This window comes from Pseudomonas cucumis, assembly GCF_030687935.1.
GTDB classification, from domain to species: domain Bacteria; phylum Pseudomonadota; class Gammaproteobacteria; order Pseudomonadales; family Pseudomonadaceae; genus Aquipseudomonas; species Aquipseudomonas cucumis.
The window spans coordinates 3,138,951-3,158,780 of the sequence record NZ_CP117454.1 but is presented as its reverse complement, the minus strand read 5'-3'; the positions used below and the strand labels follow the sequence as shown (position 1 = coordinate 3,158,780).

The window sequence follows — 19,830 nt, the reverse complement described above, 5'->3', positions numbered from 1 at the left end:
GGGTGTTGCTCCTGTGGTCAGTTGCGCGGGGGCGCCTTCATATCCATCGGTGCGGCATTGTCGGGACGGCCGCGAATCAGTGATTCCGGATGCCGGCCCAGGTAGTCCGAGAGCTCACGCAATGAGCGAGACATGCGCCCGAGTTCGTCCAGGGTCTGAGTCAACTGTTCTCGTTGCGGCGAATCCTCGGCCAGGGTCGAACTGGCCGATTGCAAGGTCTTGCTGACGTCCGCCAGGGTGGTCTGCACACCGGGCAGGGTCCTGGCATTGAACTGCACGAGCCCTTTGCGCAGTTCGACGAGGTTGCTGTCGAGATTGCCGGCAATACGTTCGATGGGCAGCTGGTTGATTTTGTTGACCATGCTCTCCAGTTTCTCCTGCAACTGTTCGAGGCTGCCAGGAATGGTGGGAATGACGACAGGACGGGCGGCAGGATCGAACACGACTTTCTCCGCGTTGGGGTAGAAGTCGAGTGCGATGTAAAGCTGACCGGTCAACAGATTGCCGCTACGGGCCTGAGCGCGCAGGCCGTTGTCGATGAAACTGCCCATCAGCTTGATACTGGCGGCTTCATCATTGGGATCATGATTCAAGGCCTTAAGCATCTTGGCATGGGCCTGGCCGAGTCGTTGTGGGTAGATCACGATGCCGACATTGACTGGAAAGCTGCGTTTTTTCGCGTCGAAATCCAGATTGACCGAGACGACTTTGCCAAATTCGATGCCGAGGAATTCCACCGGCGCGTCGACCTTCAGCCCGCGCAAGGCCTGATCGAAGCGCAAACTCAGGTACTGGCCCTTGCCATAGGGAGGAGCGAGGGCGGTATGCTGGTCTTCGAACAGGTCGAAGGCTTTATTCTCGCTGGCCGGCTGATCATTGGGGCTGTATTCCGGCGCGCGAAACGCGATGCCGCCCACCAATAGGGACGAGAGGGATTCAGTCTTCACCGCAAAACCATTGGCCCCGACGCTCACATCGATACCACTGGCGTTCCAGAACCGGGTGTTCTCCGTGACGAAGGCGTCATTGGGCGAATGTACGAAAATTTCGATGTTCACCCCTTTGCCATCTGCATCCAGCGCATAGGCCACCACTTGCCCGACCGGGATCTTGCGGTAGTAAACGGGGGAGCCGATATCCAGCGATCCGAGGTCCTGGGTGTGCAGCATGAAGCGTTTGCCCGGTTCGCCATAGGTAATGGGCGGCGGGTTTTCCAGGCCCGTGAAGTGTTTGGATCGGGCATTGGCCACGCCGATATCGGCGCCTATGTAATCGCCTGACAGCAGCGTATCGATGCCCGAGACGCCACCAGCACCAATGCGCGGTCGCACGACCCAGAATTGCGAATCTTCGCGGGTGAAGCTTTCAGCCTGTTTGTCGAGTTTGATCGTGGCGTTGACGCTCTTCTGGTCGTTGCTCAGCTTTACTTCCGAGACATGGCCGATGACCACGTTTCGATACTTGACCTCGGTCTTGTTGGCCGTAAGGCCGCTACCGGTTTTGAAGGTGACGGTAATGGTCGGACCTTCCTGCATCACGCTGTGAATCACCAGGGAGATCCCCACCAGCACCGCAACGATCGGCACGATCCATACCAGCGAAACGCTGAAGCGACGGGTCTTGATACTGGCCTGGCCGGGGGCTTGCGGCCCATCAGTGGCTTGCGACTTCATCCATGACCTCCTCGTTTTGTGGTTTTTCCGGCCCCTTGTCCCAGATCAGACGCGGGTCGAAACTCATTGCCGACAGCATGGTGAACACCACTACCAGACCAAAAAACAGAATGCCCACACGCGGTTGAATATCGCCCAGGGCCTGGAATTTCACTAGCGCTGCGACCAGCGCGACCACAATCACGTCGAGCATCGACCAATAGCCGATCAACTCGACGAAACGGTAAAGCTGCGAACGCTCCTTGCGCGCCCACAGGCTGCCGCGTTGCACCGTGATCAGCAGTAGAGAGAGGGCAACGAACTTGACGCCCGGCACCGCGATGCTGGCGATGAAAATGATCAGGGCAATGTCCCAGGCACCATGTGCCCAGAACTCCAGCACGCCGCTCATGATGGTGCTGTCGGAGCCGCTGCCGAACAGACTGGTGTTCATCACCGGCAGCAGATTGGCCGGGATATAAAACACCAGTGAGGCTAGCAAGTAGGCCCAAGTGCGAGCTAATGAGTTGGCTTTGCGGGCATGCAGGGGCGCGCCACAGCGTGGGCATTCGTGAGGGTTGTCGGTTATGTCACAGGCCAGGCCGCAGCTATGGCATAGGCACAGGTTGAGTTCGCTGGCGAGCGGTGGCCTGTTCATAGGATGTCCCACAATTCACGGACATCGCGCCCGGCGATGCGGATCAGCAACAGGCTGAGAACGGCGAGGGAAAACAGGCCAATGCCGGGCAGTACATCCAGCATCCCGGCGAGTTTGAACACTGCAACCATTGCGCCTAGCAGACAGACTTCCAGCATGCTCCACGGCCTGAGGGTTTCCAGCCAGCGCATGCACAGCTTGAAGCCGGGTGAACGTCGAGAGGTGAGGGCGAAGCTCAACACCCAGATCAGCAGGAGCAACTGGAACACCGGCGCGATAATGATGGAGATCGCCGCCACGAGCGCAATAAACGTGATCGGCCCCTGACTCAACGCCACAACCGAATCCCAAAGCGTCGCACTGTTCTTCAGGCCTTTGAGGCTGATGCTCATGACCGGATAGAAATTGGCGAAAATCCATAGCACCGCTGCGGTGAAGCTCAGCGCCAGGCGCTGTTGCACCGACAAACCGTTGTAACGCTGGAGCACCCCGCCGCAGCGTGTGCAGAGGGCTTTTTGATGTTTGGCGAGCGTGACTTTTTCATACACGCAGTCGCAGTGCTCGCAGATGATCAGTTGGTCAGTCGTAGCCATAGGCCGCACTCGCCAGGAGGCAGGAAAGTCAGAGCCCCCCCTCAATATAGAAGTGACTTGCGATTGAGCAAATTAAAAGACTATTCAGAGTCAAAGCGGTCCCTGTAGGAGGCGGTCAGCCGAGCAATTCGCGCAGGCGATACCAGAACATGCCAAGGGCCAGCAGCGGTGAACGCAAGACTTTTCCACCGGGGAAGGTCATGTGCGGCACGGCGCTGAAAACGTCCAGCCCCTGGCTGTGCCCGGCATGAATCGCTTCAGCCAGCAACCGTGCACACCAATGGGTCACGTTCAGCCCATGACCGGAATAGCCCTGGGCGTAGAACACGTTCGGGTACTGGCTCAAGCGTCCGGCCTGGGGAAAGCGGTTGGCGGTGATGCCGATCATGCCGCCCCATTGATAATCGATGCGCACGTGCGCCAACTGCGGGAAGACTTTGAGCATTTTCGGCCGCATATAAGCGCCGATGTCCGCCGGATCACGCCCGGAATAATGGCAGGCACCGCCGAACAACAAGCGTCGATCCGCCGAGAGCCGGTAGTAATCGAGGCCTACCTTCTGGTCGCACAGCGCCAGGTTCTGCGGGATCAATTGCGCAGCAACCTCAGGTGCCAAAGGTTCGGTAGCGATGATGTAACTGCCTGCCGGTAAAACCTTGCCGCTCAGGCGTGGTTCGAGTTCTTCCAAGTGCGCGTTGCAGGCCAGCACCAGACTGCCGGCGCGTACCGTGCCGCCGGCGCAGCGAACCTGCACGGTGCTGCCGTGGATCAACTCCAGCACCGGGCTCTGTTCGAATATTCGCACCCCGAGGGATTCGGCCACACGCGCTTCGCCAAGCACCAGATTCAGCGGATGCAAATGACCCGAACCCATGTCGATCAGGCCGCCGGCATAAACATCGGAGCCCACCACTTGCTGGCGGATCTGCTCGGGGCCGACAAGTCGGGTTTCATGGGTGTAACCCAGTTCGGCGAGGCTTTGCTGTTCAGTCTTGAACGCGGCGAACTGCGCCGGGGTGTTGGCCAGCTCGCAGAAGCCCCAGCGCAGGTCGCAATCGATCCCATGCTCGCGGATGCGGTTGCCCACCAGCTCCACTGACTCGATGCCCGCACGCTCCAAATAGCGCACGCCGTCCTGACCGACATATCGGGCGAAACCTTCGACGTCATGGCCAATGCCGCGGATCAGCTGCCCGCCATTACGCCCGCTGGCGCCCCAGCCGATCCGCCGGCCTTCCAGCAGAATGACCGAGAGCCCGCGCTGCGCCAGTTCGATCGCGGTGTTGACGCCGGTAAAACCGCCGCCCACCACGCAGACATCGGCCTTGAGGTCGCAAGCCAGCACGGGGTAGGGCGCCAGGCTGTTGGCCGACGCGGCGTAATAAGAATGAGCGTGTTCGGTATCGTACTGATTCATTGGTTGGACTTCACTTTGCTCCAGGAGCGGGTCATCAGACGCATGATCGGCTGGGGCGGGGTGGTTGAGATGTAGAGCTTGTCGAGGACTTCCTGAGGAGGATAGACCTCTGGATTATTGACCAGCTCGGGGTCCATGTATTGCTTGGCCGCCGGGTTCGGATTGGCATAACCGACCGAGGCGCTGACCTTGGCGATCACCTGCGGATCCAGCAGATTGTTTACGAACGAGTGGGCCTCTTTCGGGTTGCTGGCGTCGGCAGGAATCGCCAACAGGTCGAACCACAGGTTGCTGCCTTCCTTCGGGATCGAGTAGGCGATGTTCACGCCATTCTTCGCTTCTTTGGCACGGTTCGCCGCCTGGAACACATCGCCCGAATAGCCGAACGCGACGCAAATGTCGCCATTGGCCAGGTCCGACACGTACTTGGACGAATGGAAATAGGTGATGTAAGGCCGGATGGTCATCAGTTTGGCTTCGGCCTTTTTAAAGTCCGCGGGATTTTCGCTGCGTGGGTCCATACCCATGTAGTTCAGGACCGCCGGGAATACCTCATCGGCCGAATCCATCATCGACACGCCGCACTGACTGAGCTTCTTCAGGTTCTCCGGTTCGAAAAACACCGCCCAGGAATCGATGCGATCGATGCCCAGCACCTGCTTGACCTTGTCGACGTTGTAGCCAATGCCGTTGGTGCCCCACAGGTACGGCACCGAATGTTCATTGCCCGGATCGTTTTTTTCCAGCAAGGCCAACAGTTTCGGGTCGAGGTTTTTCCAATTGGGCAACTGCGAGCGATCCAGTTTGAGAAACGCGCCGGCCTTGACCTGACGCGCGAGGAAATGGTTGGAGGGCACCACCACGTCATAACCCGTGCGGCCGGCGAGTAGTTTGCCCTCCAGGGTTTCGTTGGAGTCGAATACGTCGTAGATCACTTTGGTCCCGGTTTTCGCCTGGAAGTCGGCGAGGGTGGTCTCGCCGATGTAATCGGTCCAGTTGTAGACGCTCACACTTGGCTGAGCTTGTGCAGTGGCGCTGAACAGCAACGCCAGCGAGACCGGAACCACGGATTTCAATAGACGCATATCGACACCTTTTTTAGTTATTGGATTCTTCAGGCTGATCGTTCCCACGCTCTGCGTGGGAATGCCTCAAGGGACGCTCCGCGTTCCAATGGGACGCAGAGCGTCCCGGGCTGCATTCCCACGCAAAGCGTGGGAACGATCGTCAGGGGAGTTAGACGCTGAGCAGCAGGAACTCGCGCTCCCAGGAGCTGATCACGCGCTTGAAGTTTTCGTGTTCGGCACGCTTGACTGCGACGTAACCCCGGACGAATTTGCTGCCCAGATAGCGCTCGATGGTTTCGCACTCTTCCATGCGGGTCAGTGCGTCTTCGATGGTGATCGGCAGGCGCAGATTGCGTCGCTCGTAGGCACGCCCCTGCACCGCGGCGCTCGGTTCGACCTTTTCGACCATGCCCAGATAACCGCACAACAGGCTCGCGGCAATCGCCAGATATGGGTTGGCATCAGCGCCCGGCAAGCGGTTTTCCACGCGCATGGCATCCGGCGTCGAGGTCGGCACGCGCAGGCCGACGGTGCGGTTTTCTTCGCCCCATTCAACGTTGACCGGTGCCGAGGTGTCGGGCAGGAAGCGGCGGAACGAATTGACGTTGGGCGCGAACATCGGCAGTACTTTGGGAATGTACTTTTGCAAGCCGCCGATGTGGTGCAGGAACAACTCGCTCATCTGCCCGTCGGCATCGGCGAAAATCGGCTGGCCGGTGGCAATGTCCACCACGCTTTGATGGATATGCATGGCACTGCCGGGTTCGTCACCAATGGGTTTGGCCATGAAGGTCGCGGTGACGTTGTGCTTGAGTGCCGCTTCGCGCAGGGTGCGTTTGAACACAGTGATCTGGTCCGCCAGGTCCAGCGCATCGCCGTGACGGAAGTTGATTTCCATCTGCGCCGGGCCGTCTTCATGGATCAGCGTGTCGAGGTCCAGGCCCTGGAGTTCGCACCAGTCGTAGACGTCTTCAAACAGTGGATCGAACTCGTTGGCGGCGTCGATGGAAAACGACTGACGACCGCTTTCCGCACGGCCCGAGCGTCCCAGTGGCGCCTTGAGCGGCAAGTCCGGGTCTTCGCAGCGCTGGGTCAGGTAGAACTCCATTTCCGGCGCGACAATCGGCTTCCAGCCTTTGTCGGTGTAGAGTTTCAGGACTTTTTTCAGCACGTTGCGTGGCGACAGTTCGATGGGATTGCCGAACTTGTCGAACGTGTCATGGATCACGATGGCGGTCGGCTCGATGGCCCATGGAATGACGTAAACCGCGTCGGCGACGGGCTTGCAGACCATGTCGATGTCGGCCGGGTCGAGCAGGTCGTAGTAGATGTCGTCGTCGACAAAGTCCCCGGTTACCGTTTGCAACAGCACACTTTCCGGCAGGCGCATGCCTCGCTCATGCAGGAACTTGTTGGTGGGTGCAATCTTGCCGCGAGCAATGCCGGTCAAGTCGCTGACCACACACTCGACCTCGGTAATCTTGTGATCTTTCAGCCACGTGAGCAGCTGATCGAAAGGGACATTCATAAAGACCTCGTTGTTGGTTTTTGTTACGCCGGGGAAAGCGGCTTCATCCACCGGACACTTCCCCTGTGGCGCGTTGACGACTATCTTGGGTGAGCCTTGCCGTTCCATCTATCCACTTTAAACAGCACAAAGCGCACCAAAAGAGTGCGCAAGGCGTCCCATGACAGCGTGTAATCCGTTACAGGTTCAAGCGTTCAACACCGCCGACGTGGCCGAGCAAATCCGCGCCACGCCGGGTTGGGTGCAGCACTATCAGCAGATGTCTCCGGGACATTTCGCCGGGCGGGTGCGCTATCTGGATTTGCAGGGCGTAGAGATTTACGAGGAACAGATGAACACCCGCGTCGAGCAGAATTTCAGCGCCCCCGATGGCGCGCTGGCGTTCTGTTTCGATCGCAACGACAACTCGCTGTACGTGTTGAACGGTGAAAGCCGCAACATCTGGATCACTCCGGAGAACTACCAGGAAATCGCCGTGGTGTTCGGTCCACAATTCGTTCAGCGGCATGGGCTGGATGTGGCGCGGCTCGAAGGCTTGTTCATGTCGCCGCTCAACTCAGGCCAGAACGCGCTGTTCAGCCGCTGGTTGAGCGGAACGTTGACGCGGTTGACGCAGACGCTGGATCCGCCGAGCAAGGAAGCGTTGACCCAGCAACTATTAGAGGACTGTTTGTACATCCTCGATAACGCCTGTGTGTGCCTTGATCGCGCAGGTTTGCAGCGTCGGGCGGAAGAGCGAACGATCATGAAGCGCGTCGCCGAATGGGCCGCCGATACACCGGAAGAAACCCTCAATTTGCTGGAGCTGTCCCAGGTAGCCGGGGTTTCGCTGCGTCAGTTGCAGCATGCGTTCAAGGCGTATACCGGAATGACCCCCACGCATTGGTTGCGCTTGCGTCGGCTCAACAGCGCGCGCCGCGAATTGCTCAGGCGAACGGCTGGGGAGACGACGGTCGCGCAAGTGGCGATGAATTGGTCGTTCTGGCATTTAGGACGGTTTTCCAGCAGTTACCGGGCGTTGTTCCAGGAACTTCCCAGCCAAACGCTGACCCGCAAACACAGTGGACCGTGTCGGAGGTCATCATGAGTCGGTTATCGTCGTTCAGCCTGTGCGTCGTAATGTCGATGGTCTATTCGCAGGTTCAGGCCGAAACGGTCGTGCCCTTGAACGGGCAGACCTCGCAACAAGTCCAGCTGGACATCGACGATTGCAGCAACCTCGTGGCCATACAGAGCACCTCAAGCCCGCCACCCTCGGAGGGTGCTGCGGTGGATGCTGCTGCCGGGACGAGGAAGGCGGAGGAACGAGGACGTCAATATGACGAGTTTTATGAGCCGGTCGAGGACGATGTGAAACAGCCCCATCACGGTTGCCTGCAAGGGCGGGGTTATCAGGTAACCCCGTGAGCCTGAGTGACGCCTGGGTTGCGCTGCCGCCGATCCAGTAGATGAACCATCAGCAAGGCATAGAGCGTGAGGGCGATAAACAATCCCATGCGCACGACGAAGGCGGTATAGACGTCTTTCCCGGCGAGGCTGTCCTGAACCGACTGGCCCAACAGGATGATCAGTGTGACCAGGCTGTTGAGCCAGAACCCCGGGGTTTGTCGGGTCGGGCTCAGGGCATAGAGCTTGCGCGCCAACAGCAAGCCGAACAGGAGCATCCACAGGAAGAACATCCACAGGTGCACAAACAGGCTGAGCGCGCACCAGAACACAATGGCCAACAGCCCGCCCATCAAGGTCGAACCGAGCAGTTCGTGACCAGCGCTACGCGCCGTTGTCGTCGAACTCTGCTGGCCAAGACTGACCGCTTTCAAAATGATCGGCAGATAGCTCGCCGGGTCAATCAGTGCCAACAGGAACGCCGGTATGACAATCAGGGTCGCACGCAACGCAACCCTGCTCACCTCTTGCGCCGGCAGTGTGCTGGCGGCGGGTGGGGAGGGTGCATTGGCGGGATCAGGAAACAGCCAGTGACTGATCGCCACGACGATGACGGCGAGGATCAAGCCCTTGACCAAGGCGCCGATGACCATCATTGCCAGATCGAACTCGGCGACACCGGCCGATGAAATCATGGTCAGACCAATGATCAGGAAGGTCATGATCAAGGTATTGCCGCCGCGCAGGCCAAAGCCAAACGCCAGGAACAGACTGACTCCAATCAGCAGCACACCGCAGAAGGGGTAATAACGCAGGACAGGGATCAGCAACAGGCCGATGCCGGTGGTCAGCATCGCAGCCACCGCAAGCACCAGTGCGGCCTTGAACGGCAAAGGCCGATTGAGCGAGGCCAGTAACAACACGGCGAGCACTGGCGAAATAAAGGGGATCGGCAGCGCCAGGCCGAAGCTGATGGCCAGGCATAGCGCCGTGCCGGTGGCCAGGCGCAACGCCCGCTGGACACGAGGCGTGCGCTGAGCAGGCACGCCCTTAATAGGCATAGCTCAGCCAGCTCATTAGCCCTACAAACAGACGCCCAAGCGGGTTCAGCGGATTGCCTTCGGTAGGAAACGCCATGACTTCAGCCTGCCCCCCGGCACGGATGGCGCGACTGTCGAACAGCGTTTTCCTTGAGTCTTCCGAAAACTCGATAATCACCGGGAAACGCTGGGCCGGACGCAGCCAGTCACGACTGTTCTGCACACTGGGGAGGCTGCCGGGCGCAGGGGGCTGGCCGACGCTGACACCGTAACCGACACTGCGCACACGCCCTTGGAAAACCTTCCCCGGCAGGGCATCCAGAACGATCGAAACAGGGGTGCCGACCTCCACCAGGCCGAGGTTGTTTTCGGTCATGTCCGCGCTGATCCACACATCGTGGATGGCAATCAGGGTCATGACCGGGCTGCCGGCAGTGGCGAACTGTCCGACATCGGTGCGCAGATCGGTGATCAGTCCCGCCGACCGTGCGCGTATCTGTGTGTTGGACAAGTCCAGTTCGGCTTTTGACAACGCTGTGGCGGCGCTGCGCAACAGCGCGTTGTCTTCCTCGCTGCCGCCTTCCTGTTCCCGTGCCCGCTGGACTTCGGCATGGGCTGCGGCGACCTGACTGACGGCCTGTTCACGGCTGGCCCGGGAGACCTCCAGCAGGCGCACGGAAATGGTTCCCCGGTCTTCGCGGTACAAGCCTTCAAGGCGTTCGTTATCCTGTCGGGCCTTGAGTTCGTTGGCCTGGGCCGCTCGCAACGAGGCTTGCGCGGAGGCAATGCCGGCGGTGCTGGCACCGATCTGTCGGCGTGTCGACTCGAGGTCTGCGCGTGCACGGTCGACGGCTATTTGATAGGGCTGCTGATCCACTTCAAACAGCACATCGCCCGCTTTGACGTCCTGATTGTTGCGCACATTCACACGGGTCACCCGACCTGCCACTTCGGATGCCACCGGTATGACAAAGGCGCCCACCCGAGCCTGTTGCGTATACGGCGTGAAACGGTCAGCCAACAAGTACCAGGCCAGGCTCAATACGATCAGCAGCATCACCCATTTGATGCCTTTTTTTGCAGGATCGGCGGCAGGCTCGGGAGCCTTGGGGGAGGGCGCCTCAGTGACGGGCGGCGAGGGTTCAGTCATCGGCTTTGACCTTCTGGCACGGGATAGGAGGCTTGCGAAGGGACCGGCTCATTCAGCAGGTTGCCCCAGTCGGTGCGTTGTTCCATTTGCCGGCGAGTGTCTTGATCGACTGTCGGCTGGGCGCTGTACCACCCACCGCCAAGGGCTTTGTACAGGGCGATCAGGTTGCTCACCGCGTTACTGCGGCTGAGCAGGTAATTGTCCTGCTGTTCGAGCAATGCGCGTTGAGCATCCAGCACGCGCTGGAAGTCCGAGTAACCTTCGCGGTATTGGGTGTTGGCCAGGCTCAATGAGCGCTTGGCGGCGACTTCCGCCTCACGCAGGATGCGCTCGCGTTCCAGTGATTTGATTAGCCCGCTGGCGGCATCATCGGCCTCCCGTGCGGCCTGGCGAACTTTGTCGCGATAAACCTCAATCAGCTGCTGCAAACGCGCATCCTGTACACGCACGTTGTTGCTGATCTGGCCATGGTCGAACAGGTTCCAGCGCAAACTGGGGCCGCCGATCAGGTCCAGGCTGTTGGAGGTGCCGCTCAACGTGTCGGTGGTCCAGACGATGCTGCCCAGCAAGGTCAACGACGGATAGAAGTCGGTTTCTGCCACACCGATCAGTGCCGATTGGGCGGCGACATTGAGCTCGGCGGCGCGCACGTCCGGGCGACGCAACAACAGGCTGGCCGGCACGTCTTGCAGCACGGCTAGGTCCACCAGCGGGATCAGTCCCTCGCTTTCGAGCAATTGGGGCAGGGCGCTGGGTGGCTGCCCGATCAGCACAGCCAACGCGTTGCGGGTGCGCAGTACTTGCGCCTCAAGATCTGGAATGCTGCTCAAGGTGCCCAGGTACTGGGTCTTGGCTTGTTGCAAGTCGAGTTCGGCGCTCTGGCCACTGTTGAACAGTTTTTCGGTGATCTCAAAGTTGCGCTTTTGCTGCTCGGCGTTTTCTCGGGCCACGCGTAAACGCGCTTCGGTGGTGCGCAACGAAAAGTATGTGTCGGCCACCTGAGCACGCAGCAGTACAAGTACGTCTTCATAGTTGGCTTGAGCCGCGAAATAACTGGCATCGGACGACTCGATGGCTCGACTGAAACGCCCCCAGAAGTCCAGCTCCCAACCGACGTCAAAGCCCGCGCTGTGTTGCCAGAAATGGCTGTCTTGTGGGTTGTTACCGCCGGACTGCTTGCGGTTGAAGTACAGACTGTCGGCGCTGGCCTGTTGCAGTTGCGGATAGCGTCCGCTTTGCGCAATACCCAACCGGGCACGGGCTTCCATGACGCGAAGGCCGGCGATTTTCAAGTCTGAATTGTGCGCATCCGATTCGGCGATCAGCGCGTCGAGGACAGGGTCGGCGAACACTTGCCACCACTGGCGAAGGTCGGGATTCAGGCTTCGTTGGCTGGCCTGCTCAAGCGCAGGGCTGCTCCAGAGTTTTGTCCAGGCCTCGCCGGGGGCCTGAAAATCCGGCCCAAGACGGACACAGCCGCCAAGGCCAAGGGCGACCAGCAGAAGCAGCCGACCCGAGTGCGTCAGCATCGGTGCACTGAAACTAGATCTTGGGAAAACGTCATCCGAACATACCTGATATTGAAATGGCGTTGGTTACCGGTTCGCTTAGGTTAGTACAGCTCGGATAAATACAAGGTCATGTTGAATGATCATGGGATCGAGCAACTGCTACGCTTCTGAAGATCTATTAATCCCGGCCAGAAAGAAGGTTAAGAAGACCATGAGCAACCCTCAGGATGACAACGTACCTAGTTCCGCTGGTTGGCGCTTCAAACTGGGCATCGCGATTATCTGTTTGATGTTGGGATCGTGGCTGATGGTACCTCTCGCTGCCGCAGCGGATGTGCCTGGCTCAAAGATCGCGGCGCTGACTGGTGTTCTGTTTATCAGTAACAAGATTCTGTTGATTCTCGCGATTGCCATTATGGGCAAATCCGGCTTTCAGCAACTCAAGCGCAGTATGTTTGGTTACGTCTCCGCGCTTGCACCGGCGGCAGACGTGGAAGTAGGCCCGGCTCGCCATAGAATTGGCCTCGTGATGTTTTGCCTGCCGCTGATCTCGGGATTTCTCGAACCCTACATAGACACTCTTTGGCCGGGACTGAGACCCAATATCTGGCAGCTCCAGGCGCTGGGCGATGCCATGTTGATCGGCAGCTTTTTCGTGCTTGGGGGGAATTTCTGGGACAAGGTACGCGCGTTGTTTATTCGCACGGCACGTGTCGTTAATACGAGTGCGGTGTGAATCGCCTCTAACGCGAAATGATTCCGTGATCGATCGCGTACTTTACGAGGGCGGCGGGTTTGTCGATGTTGAGTTTGCGACGGATGCTCAGGCGATGGGTTTCTACCGTCCGGACGCTGATGTCCAGTTCGCGAGCCATTTCCTTGTTGTTCAGCCCCTGAGCCATCTTGTACAGCACCTGGCTTTCGCGCGGAGTCAGCTCGTTGTCGGTACTTTTATCGGCAATGAGCCGCTGCGCGATCTCGGCACTGTAGAACGTCCCGCCGCTGACAATGGCTTCGATCGCCGCAATGATTTCCCGTGAAGGCGCATTCTTCAGTACATAGCCGCTGGCACCCGAGCGAACGGATTCACTCACGTATTCATAGTTGTCGTACATGCTCAGCACCAGCACCTTGAGCGATGGGTACTGGCTGCGTAACAACCGGGTCAGCTCAAGGCCATTGATGTCCTTCAGGCTGATGTCGACCAGCAACAGATCCGGCTGGCAGCGCCCGACCATGTCAATGGCATCCGCGCCATTCTCGGCTTCTCCCACCACTTCCAGTTGCGCCATGACCGCCAGCAGCGATTTGATTCCGTCGCGGACCAGGGAGTGATCGTCGACCAGGGCGACGCGGATCGGGTAGGGCAGGTTCATCGCAGGCATTCACTCTAATTGTTATGGGTTGAGTCAGCGTTCTGTACCGGGCAGTTTTATCGGTAGCAGCACGTCCAGCTCACTTCTTCCCGGCATCGATGTCAGGTCGAATCGACCGCCAAAATGCTCGACACGTTCACGGATATTGCGCAGGCCAATGCCAGCGTGACGACGTTCGACCTGGGCGACGTTGAAACCGATACCGTCATCGACCACCGTCAACTGTACGGACTTTTCAGAGCCGTGCAGGGTAATGATGACGTGTTTTGCCTGGGCGTGGCGTTCGATATTGGTCAGGCCTTCTTGCACGATGCGAAACAACGAGACGGCAGCGCCATCGACCAGGTGACAGTCGAATTCGTTATCGTTGAAGGTCACGACAAGACCGCTGCGCTGCTCGAATTCTGCGGCCAGTTGACCAATCGCTGCCGGCAAGCCGAGTGTGTCGAGCAGCGACGAACGCAGGTCGTGAGAGAGGCTGCGAACCTCGCCAATCGCATCCCCCAGCCGTTCCGTGGCGTCTCTTAAAATGCTCAAACCCTTGTCTTGCCCATTCTCCAACACATGGCTGGCCAGTTCGAACTGAAACTTGATCGACACCAATAGCTGGCTGATGCCGTCATGCAGCTCTCGAGAGACCCGGGATCGTTCCTCCTCCTGCAGGCTGACGATGCGTTGGGTCAGGCGCTGGAGTTTTTTGTCGGCCAGGCGATGTTCACTGACGTTCAGCGTCATGCCGGTGGCGAAGATAAACAGCACAGCCACAAGGGCCACCGCGGCAATCGCCAGCATGGTTTTGCGGATGCCCTGAGCCACCTCGGCACGCGCTTGTTGGGTGGCGCGTTCAACGTCTTCAAGGTAGATGCCAGTGCCGAGCATCCAGCCCCAACGGTCCAGCATCACTACGTAGGCAAGCTTGTCGGTCACTTGGCCGGAAGAGGGTTTGTTCCAGGCGTAACGTTGAAAGCCTTCGCCTGATTGCGCACTTTTGAGCAGCGCCTGGATCACGGGTAAACCGTGAGGATCGGTCATGTCCCACAGGTATTTGCCCACCAGCTCTGACTGGCGCGCGTGCATCAGACTGCGACCCTCGCGGTCGTAGACGAAGAAGTAGCCGTTGATGCCAAAGCTGAGTTTGCGCAGTTCTTCGAGCACTTGTTGCTGGGCACGCGCGTCCCCTCGGCCGTTGTCATACAGCGGCGCGATCAGGCTCTGCGCCATTTCGACGTAGTTTTTCAGTTCTGCGCGCTTGCTGGCCAGAATGCTGTCTTCGATCAGTTGCGCCTGTTGATCACCCAGTTGGCGGTTCAGGGAAATCACCAGCGCGCAGATGACCGCGATCGCCAACACCAGCGGCAGAATCCCGAGCGCGACGATTTTGTGTTTGAGCTGCATCTCTACTCCTGGCCAGGCGGAGGGAAGGCGAAGGCCCGGCATCATATGCCAAAGATACGCGCCTCCAGTAGCGGTGCTGGACGGAATGACAAGCTGTCTACGTAGAACTACGTAGACGACGCGTACGTAGTAACGCGGATTTATTTGTCGACAGCATGGGCGGATATTGGGCCCGCTCCGCAATGCGGACACAATTATAATAATTACCGCCGCAGCCACTGGCTGTCGGCAGGAGACACGCTATGCCCCGTCTGGCTAAACACCTCGCCTGGTTTGCCGTGGCTGTCCTGGGAGCGTTTGCGCTAAGTGTCGTGGCCCTGCGCCGCGGCGAAGCCATCAACGCCCTCTGGATCGTAGTCGCAGCAGTCGCTATTTATCTCGTCGCATACCGCTATTACAGCCTGTTCATCGCCACCAAGGTGATGCAGCTCGATCCCAATCGAGCCACTCCCGCCGTACTCAACAATGATGGTCTGGACTACGTGCCGACCAACAAACACGTGCTTTTCGGTCACCACTTCGCGGCCATTGCTGGCGCAGGGCCGCTGGTTGGTCCGGTACTGGCGGCGCAGATGGGCTACCTGCCCGGCACGCTGTGGCTGATTGCCGGCGTCGTGCTGGCCGGTGCGGTTCAGGACTTCATGGTCCTGTTCATGTCCACCCGCCGCAACGGTCGCTCCCTGGGCGACATGGTTCGTGAGGAAATGGGCCGCATCCCCGGGACCATCGCGCTGTTTGGCTGCTTCCTGATCATGATCATCATCCTCGCGGTGCTGGCGCTGATCGTGGTCAAGGCCCTGGCCGAAAGCCCGTGGGGGATTTTCACGGTGATGGCGACCATCCCGATCGCGATGTTCATGGGCATTTACATGCGCTACATCCGCCCGGGTCGCATCGGTGAGATCTCGGTGATCGGCGTGGCGTTGCTGCTGGGTTCTATCTGGCTGGGCGGGCAGATTGCCGCTGACCCGGTGTGGGCCAAAGCCTTTACCTTCACTGGTATCCAGATTACCTGGATGCTGATCGGTTACGGTTTCGTCGCCGCAGTGTTGCCGGTGTGGCTGATTCTGGCGCCGCGTGACTACCTGTCGACCTTCCTCAAGATTGGCACCATTGTCGCGCTGGCGATCGGCATCCTGATCACCATGCCCGACCTGAAAATGCCGGCATTGACCCAGTTCATCGACGGTACCGGGCCGGTGTGGAAGGGTGGGTTGTTCCCGTTCCTGTTCATCACCATTGCCTGTGGCGCAGTCTCCGGTTTCCACGCACTGATTGCTTCCGGCACCACGCCGAAGTTGCTTGCCAATGAAGGCCATGCCCGTTACATCGGTTACGGTGGCATGCTGATGGAGTCCTTCGTCGCCATCATGGCAATGGTTGCCGCGTCGGTGATCGAGCCAGGCGTGTACTTCGCCATGAACAGCCCCGCGGCCCTTGTAGGCTCCGACGCTGTTTCGGTCGCTCAGACGGTCAGCAGTTGGGGTTTTGCAATTACCCCGGAAGCCCTGCAAGCAGTGGCCAAGGACATCGGTGAAACCACCATCCTGGCCCGTGCCGGTGGTGCGCCGACCCTGGCGGTCGGTATCGCGCAGATCCTGCACCAACTTCTGCCGGGTGAAAACACCATGGCGTTCTGGTACCACTTCGCGATCCTGTTCGAAGCGCTGTTCATCCTGACCGCGGTGGATGCTGGTACCCGTGCCGGGCGATTCATGCTGCAGGATTTACTCGGCTCCTTCGTTCCGGCGCTGAAACGCACCGAATCCTGGACCGCCAACCTGATCGCAACCGCCGGTTGCGTAGCGATGTGGGGTTACCTGCTGTATCAAGGCGTGATCGATCCACTGGGTGGCATCAACACCTTGTGGCCACTGTTCGGCATCTCCAACCAGATGCTGGCGGGTATCGCGCTGATGCTGGCAACCGTCGTGCTGATCAAAATGAAACGCCAACGCTACGTCTGGGTGACCATGCTGCCAGCGGTCTGGCTGCTGATCTGCACCACCACCGCAGGCTTCATCAAGCTGTTCGACGCCAACCCGGCAATCGGCTTCCTGTCGCTGGCGAAGAAATACAGCGATGCGTTGGCCAACGGGCAGGTCCTCGCGCCAGCCAAGAGCATCGAGCAGATGCAGCACGTGATCTACAACGCCTACACCAACGCAACGCTGACGGCGCTGTTTTTGCTCGTGGTGTTCAGCATCCTGTTCTTTGCACTCAAGGTTGGTATAGCCGCCTGGGGCACGAAAGAAAGGACGGATAAAGAAGCGCCGTTCCAGGCTCTGCCGGATGCTTGATGGAGGAGGGTGCCCATGTTCAATGACCTGAGTCGCCTTGGTAAATACCTCGGTCAGGCCGCGCGCTTGATGGTTGGCATGCCTGACTACGACACCTACGTTGAGCATATGCAAACCAAACACCCGGACAAACCGCTGATGAGTTACGAAGTGTTCTTTCGCGAACGTCAGGAGGCTCGTTACGGCAGCAAGGCGGGACCGAAGTGCTGTTGATGCGAAACATTTAAGCAGCACTTTGCTTTAGGAGCCCGGCCTGCCGGCGATAGCGATCTTCGAGACGCTATCGCCGGCAGGCCGGGCTTTTTTGTCGTTGTACTTTTCAGGCTCGCCTCTACGGTATCGCATAGACCTTGAACAGCTTTTTGTCCGTGTCGGTAATGCCTTCCAGGTAGTTGCCGTATGCCCGCTCGATCTCGCCCGATCGATACATCTCACTCAGAGCGGTATCGACCAGCAAACGGAAATTTTCATCGTCTCGATCCAGCGCCATTGCAGTCGGCGAGTACTCAAAAACTCGATCCAGCAGGACCAGATTTCCTGCGGAATGGTTATTGGCGAGGAGATTCTTCAGCATCATGCGCTCGGCGAAGAAGGCGTCGGCTTTGCCTTCGGCGACCAGTTTGAGGCCTGCTTCAGTGTTCTCGACTGTGACCAGGGTGGCCACCACACCGAGTAATCGCATCTGCTGACGGATCCATGCCTCGGTGACTCCGCCAGCGGTGGCGGCATAGGTTTGGTTGGATAGCCCATGGTTGACGGTTGCACGCCAGGTCGGTCCGGTATGGGCTACTTTGCCGTTTAGTACATTGAGCAAAGCCTCAGGTGCTTCCTGGCGCACCACTGCCGAAAGGCCGGCCGTGTAGATTGGTACCGAGAAACTCACATGCTTGCGTCGCGCCAATGTAGGGGGCGTCGGCGTACAGAGGATGTCGATCTCGCCCGAGCTCACGGCACTCATCTCGTCGTTTATGGAGACGGGGCGGTAACGTACCTGCAACGCGGGCAAACCCAGCTCGGTCTTGATTTTGTCGGCGACCTTCAGACAAAGCTCGATCGCATAACCGCTGGCTTTGTCGCCCTCCTGGACGCTAAACGGTGCGAAGTCCGGCAGGTAACCCAGGGTGAAGGTATTGCTCGACCGCACGCGTTCAAGTGTATTGGCACCGGCCAGTACCGGCACCATTGTGAGCAGGCAGACGAACAGCAAGTTAGTGGCTTTGGTCAGTTGTACGTTCATATCCTGGCGCCCCGCATTCGGATGTCTGTGCTGTCTTGAAGATTACAGCTAAGGATTGCCGGCCCTGGTCTGAGCGGTTGGAGACGCATCGACAAAACGCTTGGAAAGGAAGCCATAAAGCAGGTAGCCGAATGTAAGGACAATGAGGCCACCGAATACGGCGTCCTTGCCGCAGGCATAAAGGGCGTACAACGAATAAGCCACGGCGATCAGTAATAGCGTCGTGTTGCGGGTGTAGACCCCTGTGCTGACTTTGGCTTTGTACATCATGACCAGCAGGCCGGTGGCGGCTGTCACGTATGGGATCAGGTTGGTCACCGCCGCCAGGCTGACGAGCTTTCCGAACTGGGCGCTGGCATTGGGAGAGATGGTCGACAGCGCCATCAAGGTCTGCAAGACGCCGCAGACGAGCATGCCGACAATGGGCGCATCCTGTGCGCTGACCTTGCTGAACAATTTCGGAAACATACCTTGGTCAGCAGTCATTTTGGCCGTTTGCGCCAGGGTGAACTGCCAGCCCAGTAGCGAGCCAACACAGGCCATCACTGCCAGCGCCATGACGATGTTGCCGACCGTAGGGTTAAACATATGTGCATAGACGAACGCGAAGGGGGCCGAAGAGTTGGCCAATTCGGCATTGGGTATGATGCCCTGAATGACCGTAGTCGACAGCACATAGACCACTGCCGCACCCAGCGTGCCGAACAGGCAGGCCAACGGTACGGTGCGCTTGGGATCTTCCACCGCATCGGAGGCCTGCGCCGCCGACTCCATGCCGAGGAACGCCCACAAGGTCAGGGGAATCGCCTTACTGATGGCGTCGGAGATCGGCAGATTGTTCGGATTCCAGGCGGCAATCAGCACATCGGGCTTGAACCAGAACCAACCAATGATGCTCAAGCCGGCCACCGGGATGATCACACCCCACACGGTAATCGCACCGATCTTGCCGGTGATACTGGGGCCACCGAAGTTGGCCGCGGTGGTCAACCAGAGCAGGCCAACCGTACCGATGAGCAGAGGAATCGCGCCACTGCCCAGCCAGGGCACGAACGATGTCATGTAGCCCACCGCGGAGATGGCAACGGCCACGTTGGCGATGCCCAGCGAGAGAAAGTACAGATACGAACAGAGGAAGAAGCCTGATTTGGCGTGCGCCTCTTCGGTGTAGGCAGACAACCCGCCTGAGCGCAGACAGTAGATGCCGCACTGGGAAAAGCAATACGCGATGGCCATGGAACCAACGGCAGTGACGACCCATGACAGCAACGAAACAGCCCCGAGTTGGGCCATGCTCGTCGGCAACATGATGATGCCCGACCCCATCATGTTCACCGTCACCAGTGTGGTGAGCCCCATGAGGCTCATTTTCTTGCTTGAGTCGGCCATCGAAAACCCCTTGATCTGCTCAACACATTGACCATAGCCCTGATTGTCATGCACAAGGTCCGGAAAGTGCCCATCGAACAGTTTTATCGCCAGTTAGTCTCCTCGAAGATGGCTTTTTGGGGGGGCTGAAC

18 protein-coding genes are annotated in these 19,830 nt (G+C 58.9%); 5 read left to right on the top strand and 13 right to left on the bottom strand.

Features of this window, described 5'->3' with window-relative positions; genetic code table 11:
* Positions 1–17: 17 nt before the first annotated feature.
* From PSH97_RS14330 to PSH97_RS14305, 6 genes are all read right to left on the bottom strand, one after another.
* Positions 18–1,673: a PqiB family protein gene (locus PSH97_RS14330; protein WP_305445392.1), complete on the bottom strand. Its 1,656-nt coding sequence runs from the start codon at positions 1,671–1,673 to the stop codon at positions 18–20.
* A complete protein-coding gene (locus PSH97_RS14325) occupies positions 1,654–2,310 on the bottom strand; it encodes a paraquat-inducible protein A (protein WP_305445391.1) in 657 nt (218 codons plus the stop codon). Before PSH97_RS14325 ends, PSH97_RS14330 begins: the two co-directional genes overlap by 20 nt.
* On the bottom strand, positions 2,307–2,903 hold the full coding sequence (locus PSH97_RS14320; RefSeq protein ID WP_305445389.1) for a paraquat-inducible protein A: 597 nt from the start codon (positions 2,901–2,903) through the stop codon (positions 2,307–2,309). Before PSH97_RS14320 ends, PSH97_RS14325 begins: the two co-directional genes overlap by 4 nt.
* Before the next feature lie 115 nt (positions 2,904–3,018).
* Positions 3,019–4,320, bottom strand: coding sequence for an NAD(P)/FAD-dependent oxidoreductase (locus tag PSH97_RS14315; protein WP_305445388.1), 1,302 nt, complete (start codon positions 4,318–4,320; stop codon positions 3,019–3,021).
* Positions 4,317–5,405, bottom strand: coding sequence for a polyamine ABC transporter substrate-binding protein (locus PSH97_RS14310; RefSeq protein WP_305445386.1), 1,089 nt, complete (start codon positions 5,403–5,405; stop codon positions 4,317–4,319). Before PSH97_RS14310 ends, PSH97_RS14315 begins: the two co-directional genes overlap by 4 nt.
* A gap of 151 nt (positions 5,406–5,556) precedes the next feature.
* Complete coding sequence (locus PSH97_RS14305; protein ID WP_305445384.1) at positions 5,557–6,915, bottom strand: glutamine synthetase family protein; 1,359 nt, start codon at positions 6,913–6,915, stop codon at positions 5,557–5,559.
* A 160-nt stretch (positions 6,916–7,075) separates the two neighbouring features.
* Between PSH97_RS14305 and PSH97_RS14300 the strand changes: the two genes are divergently transcribed.
* On the top strand, positions 7,076–8,002 hold the full coding sequence (locus PSH97_RS14300) for a helix-turn-helix domain-containing protein (RefSeq protein ID WP_305445382.1): 927 nt from the start codon (positions 7,076–7,078) through the stop codon (positions 8,000–8,002).
* Positions 7,999–8,322, top strand: a complete 324-nt coding sequence (locus tag PSH97_RS14295; protein WP_305445381.1) for a hypothetical protein — start codon at positions 7,999–8,001, stop codon at positions 8,320–8,322. Before PSH97_RS14300 ends, PSH97_RS14295 begins: the two co-directional genes overlap by 4 nt.
* On the opposite strand, the gene PSH97_RS14290 is transcribed toward PSH97_RS14295, so the two are convergent.
* The 3 genes from PSH97_RS14290 to PSH97_RS14280 are packed head-to-tail and all read right to left on the bottom strand — an operon-like array spanning position 8,307 to position 12,020.
* On the bottom strand, positions 8,307–9,362 hold the full coding sequence (locus PSH97_RS14290; protein ID WP_305445380.1) for a DUF2955 domain-containing protein: 1,056 nt from the start codon (positions 9,360–9,362) through the stop codon (positions 8,307–8,309). The two genes, PSH97_RS14295 and PSH97_RS14290, sit on opposite strands and share 16 nt — an antisense overlap.
* Complete coding sequence (locus PSH97_RS14285) at positions 9,352–10,491, bottom strand: HlyD family secretion protein (protein WP_305445379.1); 1,140 nt, start codon at positions 10,489–10,491, stop codon at positions 9,352–9,354. Before PSH97_RS14285 ends, PSH97_RS14290 begins: the two co-directional genes overlap by 11 nt.
* Positions 10,488–12,020: an efflux transporter outer membrane subunit gene (locus tag PSH97_RS14280; RefSeq protein ID WP_305445378.1), complete on the bottom strand. Its 1,533-nt coding sequence runs from the start codon at positions 12,018–12,020 to the stop codon at positions 10,488–10,490. The genes PSH97_RS14285 and PSH97_RS14280 overlap by 4 nt, the downstream gene beginning before the upstream one ends.
* Before the next feature lie 193 nt (positions 12,021–12,213).
* On the opposite strand from PSH97_RS14280, the gene PSH97_RS14275 reads away from it, so the two are divergent.
* Entirely contained in the window at positions 12,214–12,738 is a 525-nt protein-coding gene (locus PSH97_RS14275) for a transporter suffix domain-containing protein (protein WP_305449799.1), read from the top strand.
* Between the two features lie 7 nt (positions 12,739–12,745).
* Here PSH97_RS14275 and PSH97_RS14270 read toward each other — a convergent pair whose 3' ends face one another.
* A complete protein-coding gene (locus PSH97_RS14270; protein WP_305445376.1) occupies positions 12,746–13,378 on the bottom strand; it encodes a response regulator in 633 nt (210 codons plus the stop codon).
* Positions 13,379–13,411: 33 nt separating this feature from the next.
* The gene (locus PSH97_RS14265) at positions 13,412–14,773 is read right to left on the bottom strand and encodes a cache domain-containing protein (protein ID WP_305445374.1); all 1,362 of its coding nucleotides are present in this window, start codon (positions 14,771–14,773) and stop codon (positions 13,412–13,414) included.
* Between the two features lie 242 nt (positions 14,774–15,015).
* Between PSH97_RS14265 and PSH97_RS14260 the strand changes: the two genes are divergently transcribed.
* Together PSH97_RS14260 and PSH97_RS14255 are read left to right on the top strand one after the other, a co-directional pair.
* The gene (locus tag PSH97_RS14260) at positions 15,016–17,073 is read left to right on the top strand and encodes a carbon starvation CstA family protein (RefSeq protein WP_305445372.1); all 2,058 of its coding nucleotides are present in this window, start codon (positions 15,016–15,018) and stop codon (positions 17,071–17,073) included.
* 15 nt (positions 17,074–17,088) lie between these two features.
* Positions 17,089–17,286 (top strand): YbdD/YjiX family protein, encoded by a 198-nt coding sequence (locus PSH97_RS14255; RefSeq protein WP_008069978.1) that lies wholly within the window; start codon positions 17,089–17,091, stop codon positions 17,284–17,286.
* A gap of 118 nt (positions 17,287–17,404) precedes the next feature.
* Here PSH97_RS14255 and PSH97_RS14250 read toward each other — a convergent pair whose 3' ends face one another.
* Both PSH97_RS14250 and potE read right to left on the bottom strand, forming a co-directional pair.
* Positions 17,405–18,310: an amino acid ABC transporter substrate-binding protein gene (locus PSH97_RS14250; RefSeq protein ID WP_305445371.1), complete on the bottom strand. Its 906-nt coding sequence runs from the start codon at positions 18,308–18,310 to the stop codon at positions 17,405–17,407.
* Between the two features lie 48 nt (positions 18,311–18,358).
* Positions 18,359–19,699, bottom strand: a complete 1,341-nt coding sequence (gene potE, locus PSH97_RS14245; protein WP_305445370.1) for a putrescine-ornithine antiporter — start codon at positions 19,697–19,699, stop codon at positions 18,359–18,361.
* Positions 19,700–19,830 lie beyond the last annotated feature (131 nt).

Coding starts and splice junctions, on each gene's coding strand:
- PSH97_RS14260 (WP_305445372.1), top strand. CDS start 15,016: ATGCCCCGTCTGGCTAAACACCTCGCCTGGTTTGCCGTGGCTGTCCTG.
- PSH97_RS14315 (WP_305445388.1), bottom strand. CDS start 4,320: ATGAATCAGTACGATACCGAACACGCTCATTCTTATTACGCCGCGTCG.
- PSH97_RS14320 (WP_305445389.1), bottom strand. CDS start 2,903: ATGGCTACGACTGACCAACTGATCATCTGCGAGCACTGCGACTGCGTG.
- PSH97_RS14255 (WP_008069978.1), top strand. CDS start 17,089: ATGTTCAATGACCTGAGTCGCCTTGGTAAATACCTCGGTCAGGCCGCG.
- PSH97_RS14285 (WP_305445379.1), bottom strand. CDS start 10,491: ATGACTGAACCCTCGCCGCCCGTCACTGAGGCGCCCTCCCCCAAGGCT.
- PSH97_RS14330 (WP_305445392.1), bottom strand. CDS start 1,673: ATGAAGTCGCAAGCCACTGATGGGCCGCAAGCCCCCGGCCAGGCCAGT.
- PSH97_RS14265 (WP_305445374.1), bottom strand. CDS start 14,773: ATGCAGCTCAAACACAAAATCGTCGCGCTCGGGATTCTGCCGCTGGTG.
- PSH97_RS14305 (WP_305445384.1), bottom strand. CDS start 6,915: ATGAATGTCCCTTTCGATCAGCTGCTCACGTGGCTGAAAGATCACAAG.
- PSH97_RS14310 (WP_305445386.1), bottom strand. CDS start 5,405: ATGCGTCTATTGAAATCCGTGGTTCCGGTCTCGCTGGCGTTGCTGTTC.
- PSH97_RS14295 (WP_305445381.1), top strand. CDS start 7,999: ATGAGTCGGTTATCGTCGTTCAGCCTGTGCGTCGTAATGTCGATGGTC.
- potE (WP_305445370.1), bottom strand. CDS start 19,699: ATGGCCGACTCAAGCAAGAAAATGAGCCTCATGGGGCTCACCACACTG.
- PSH97_RS14270 (WP_305445376.1), bottom strand. CDS start 13,378: ATGAACCTGCCCTACCCGATCCGCGTCGCCCTGGTCGACGATCACTCC.
- PSH97_RS14280 (WP_305445378.1), bottom strand. CDS start 12,020: ATGCTGACGCACTCGGGTCGGCTGCTTCTGCTGGTCGCCCTTGGCCTT.
- PSH97_RS14275 (WP_305449799.1), top strand. CDS start 12,214: ATGAGCAACCCTCAGGATGACAACGTACCTAGTTCCGCTGGTTGGCGC.
- PSH97_RS14290 (WP_305445380.1), bottom strand. CDS start 9,362: ATGCCTATTAAGGGCGTGCCTGCTCAGCGCACGCCTCGTGTCCAGCGG.
- PSH97_RS14300 (WP_305445382.1), top strand. CDS start 7,076: ATGACAGCGTGTAATCCGTTACAGGTTCAAGCGTTCAACACCGCCGAC.
- PSH97_RS14325 (WP_305445391.1), bottom strand. CDS start 2,310: ATGAACAGGCCACCGCTCGCCAGCGAACTCAACCTGTGCCTATGCCAT.
- PSH97_RS14250 (WP_305445371.1), bottom strand. CDS start 18,310: ATGAACGTACAACTGACCAAAGCCACTAACTTGCTGTTCGTCTGCCTG.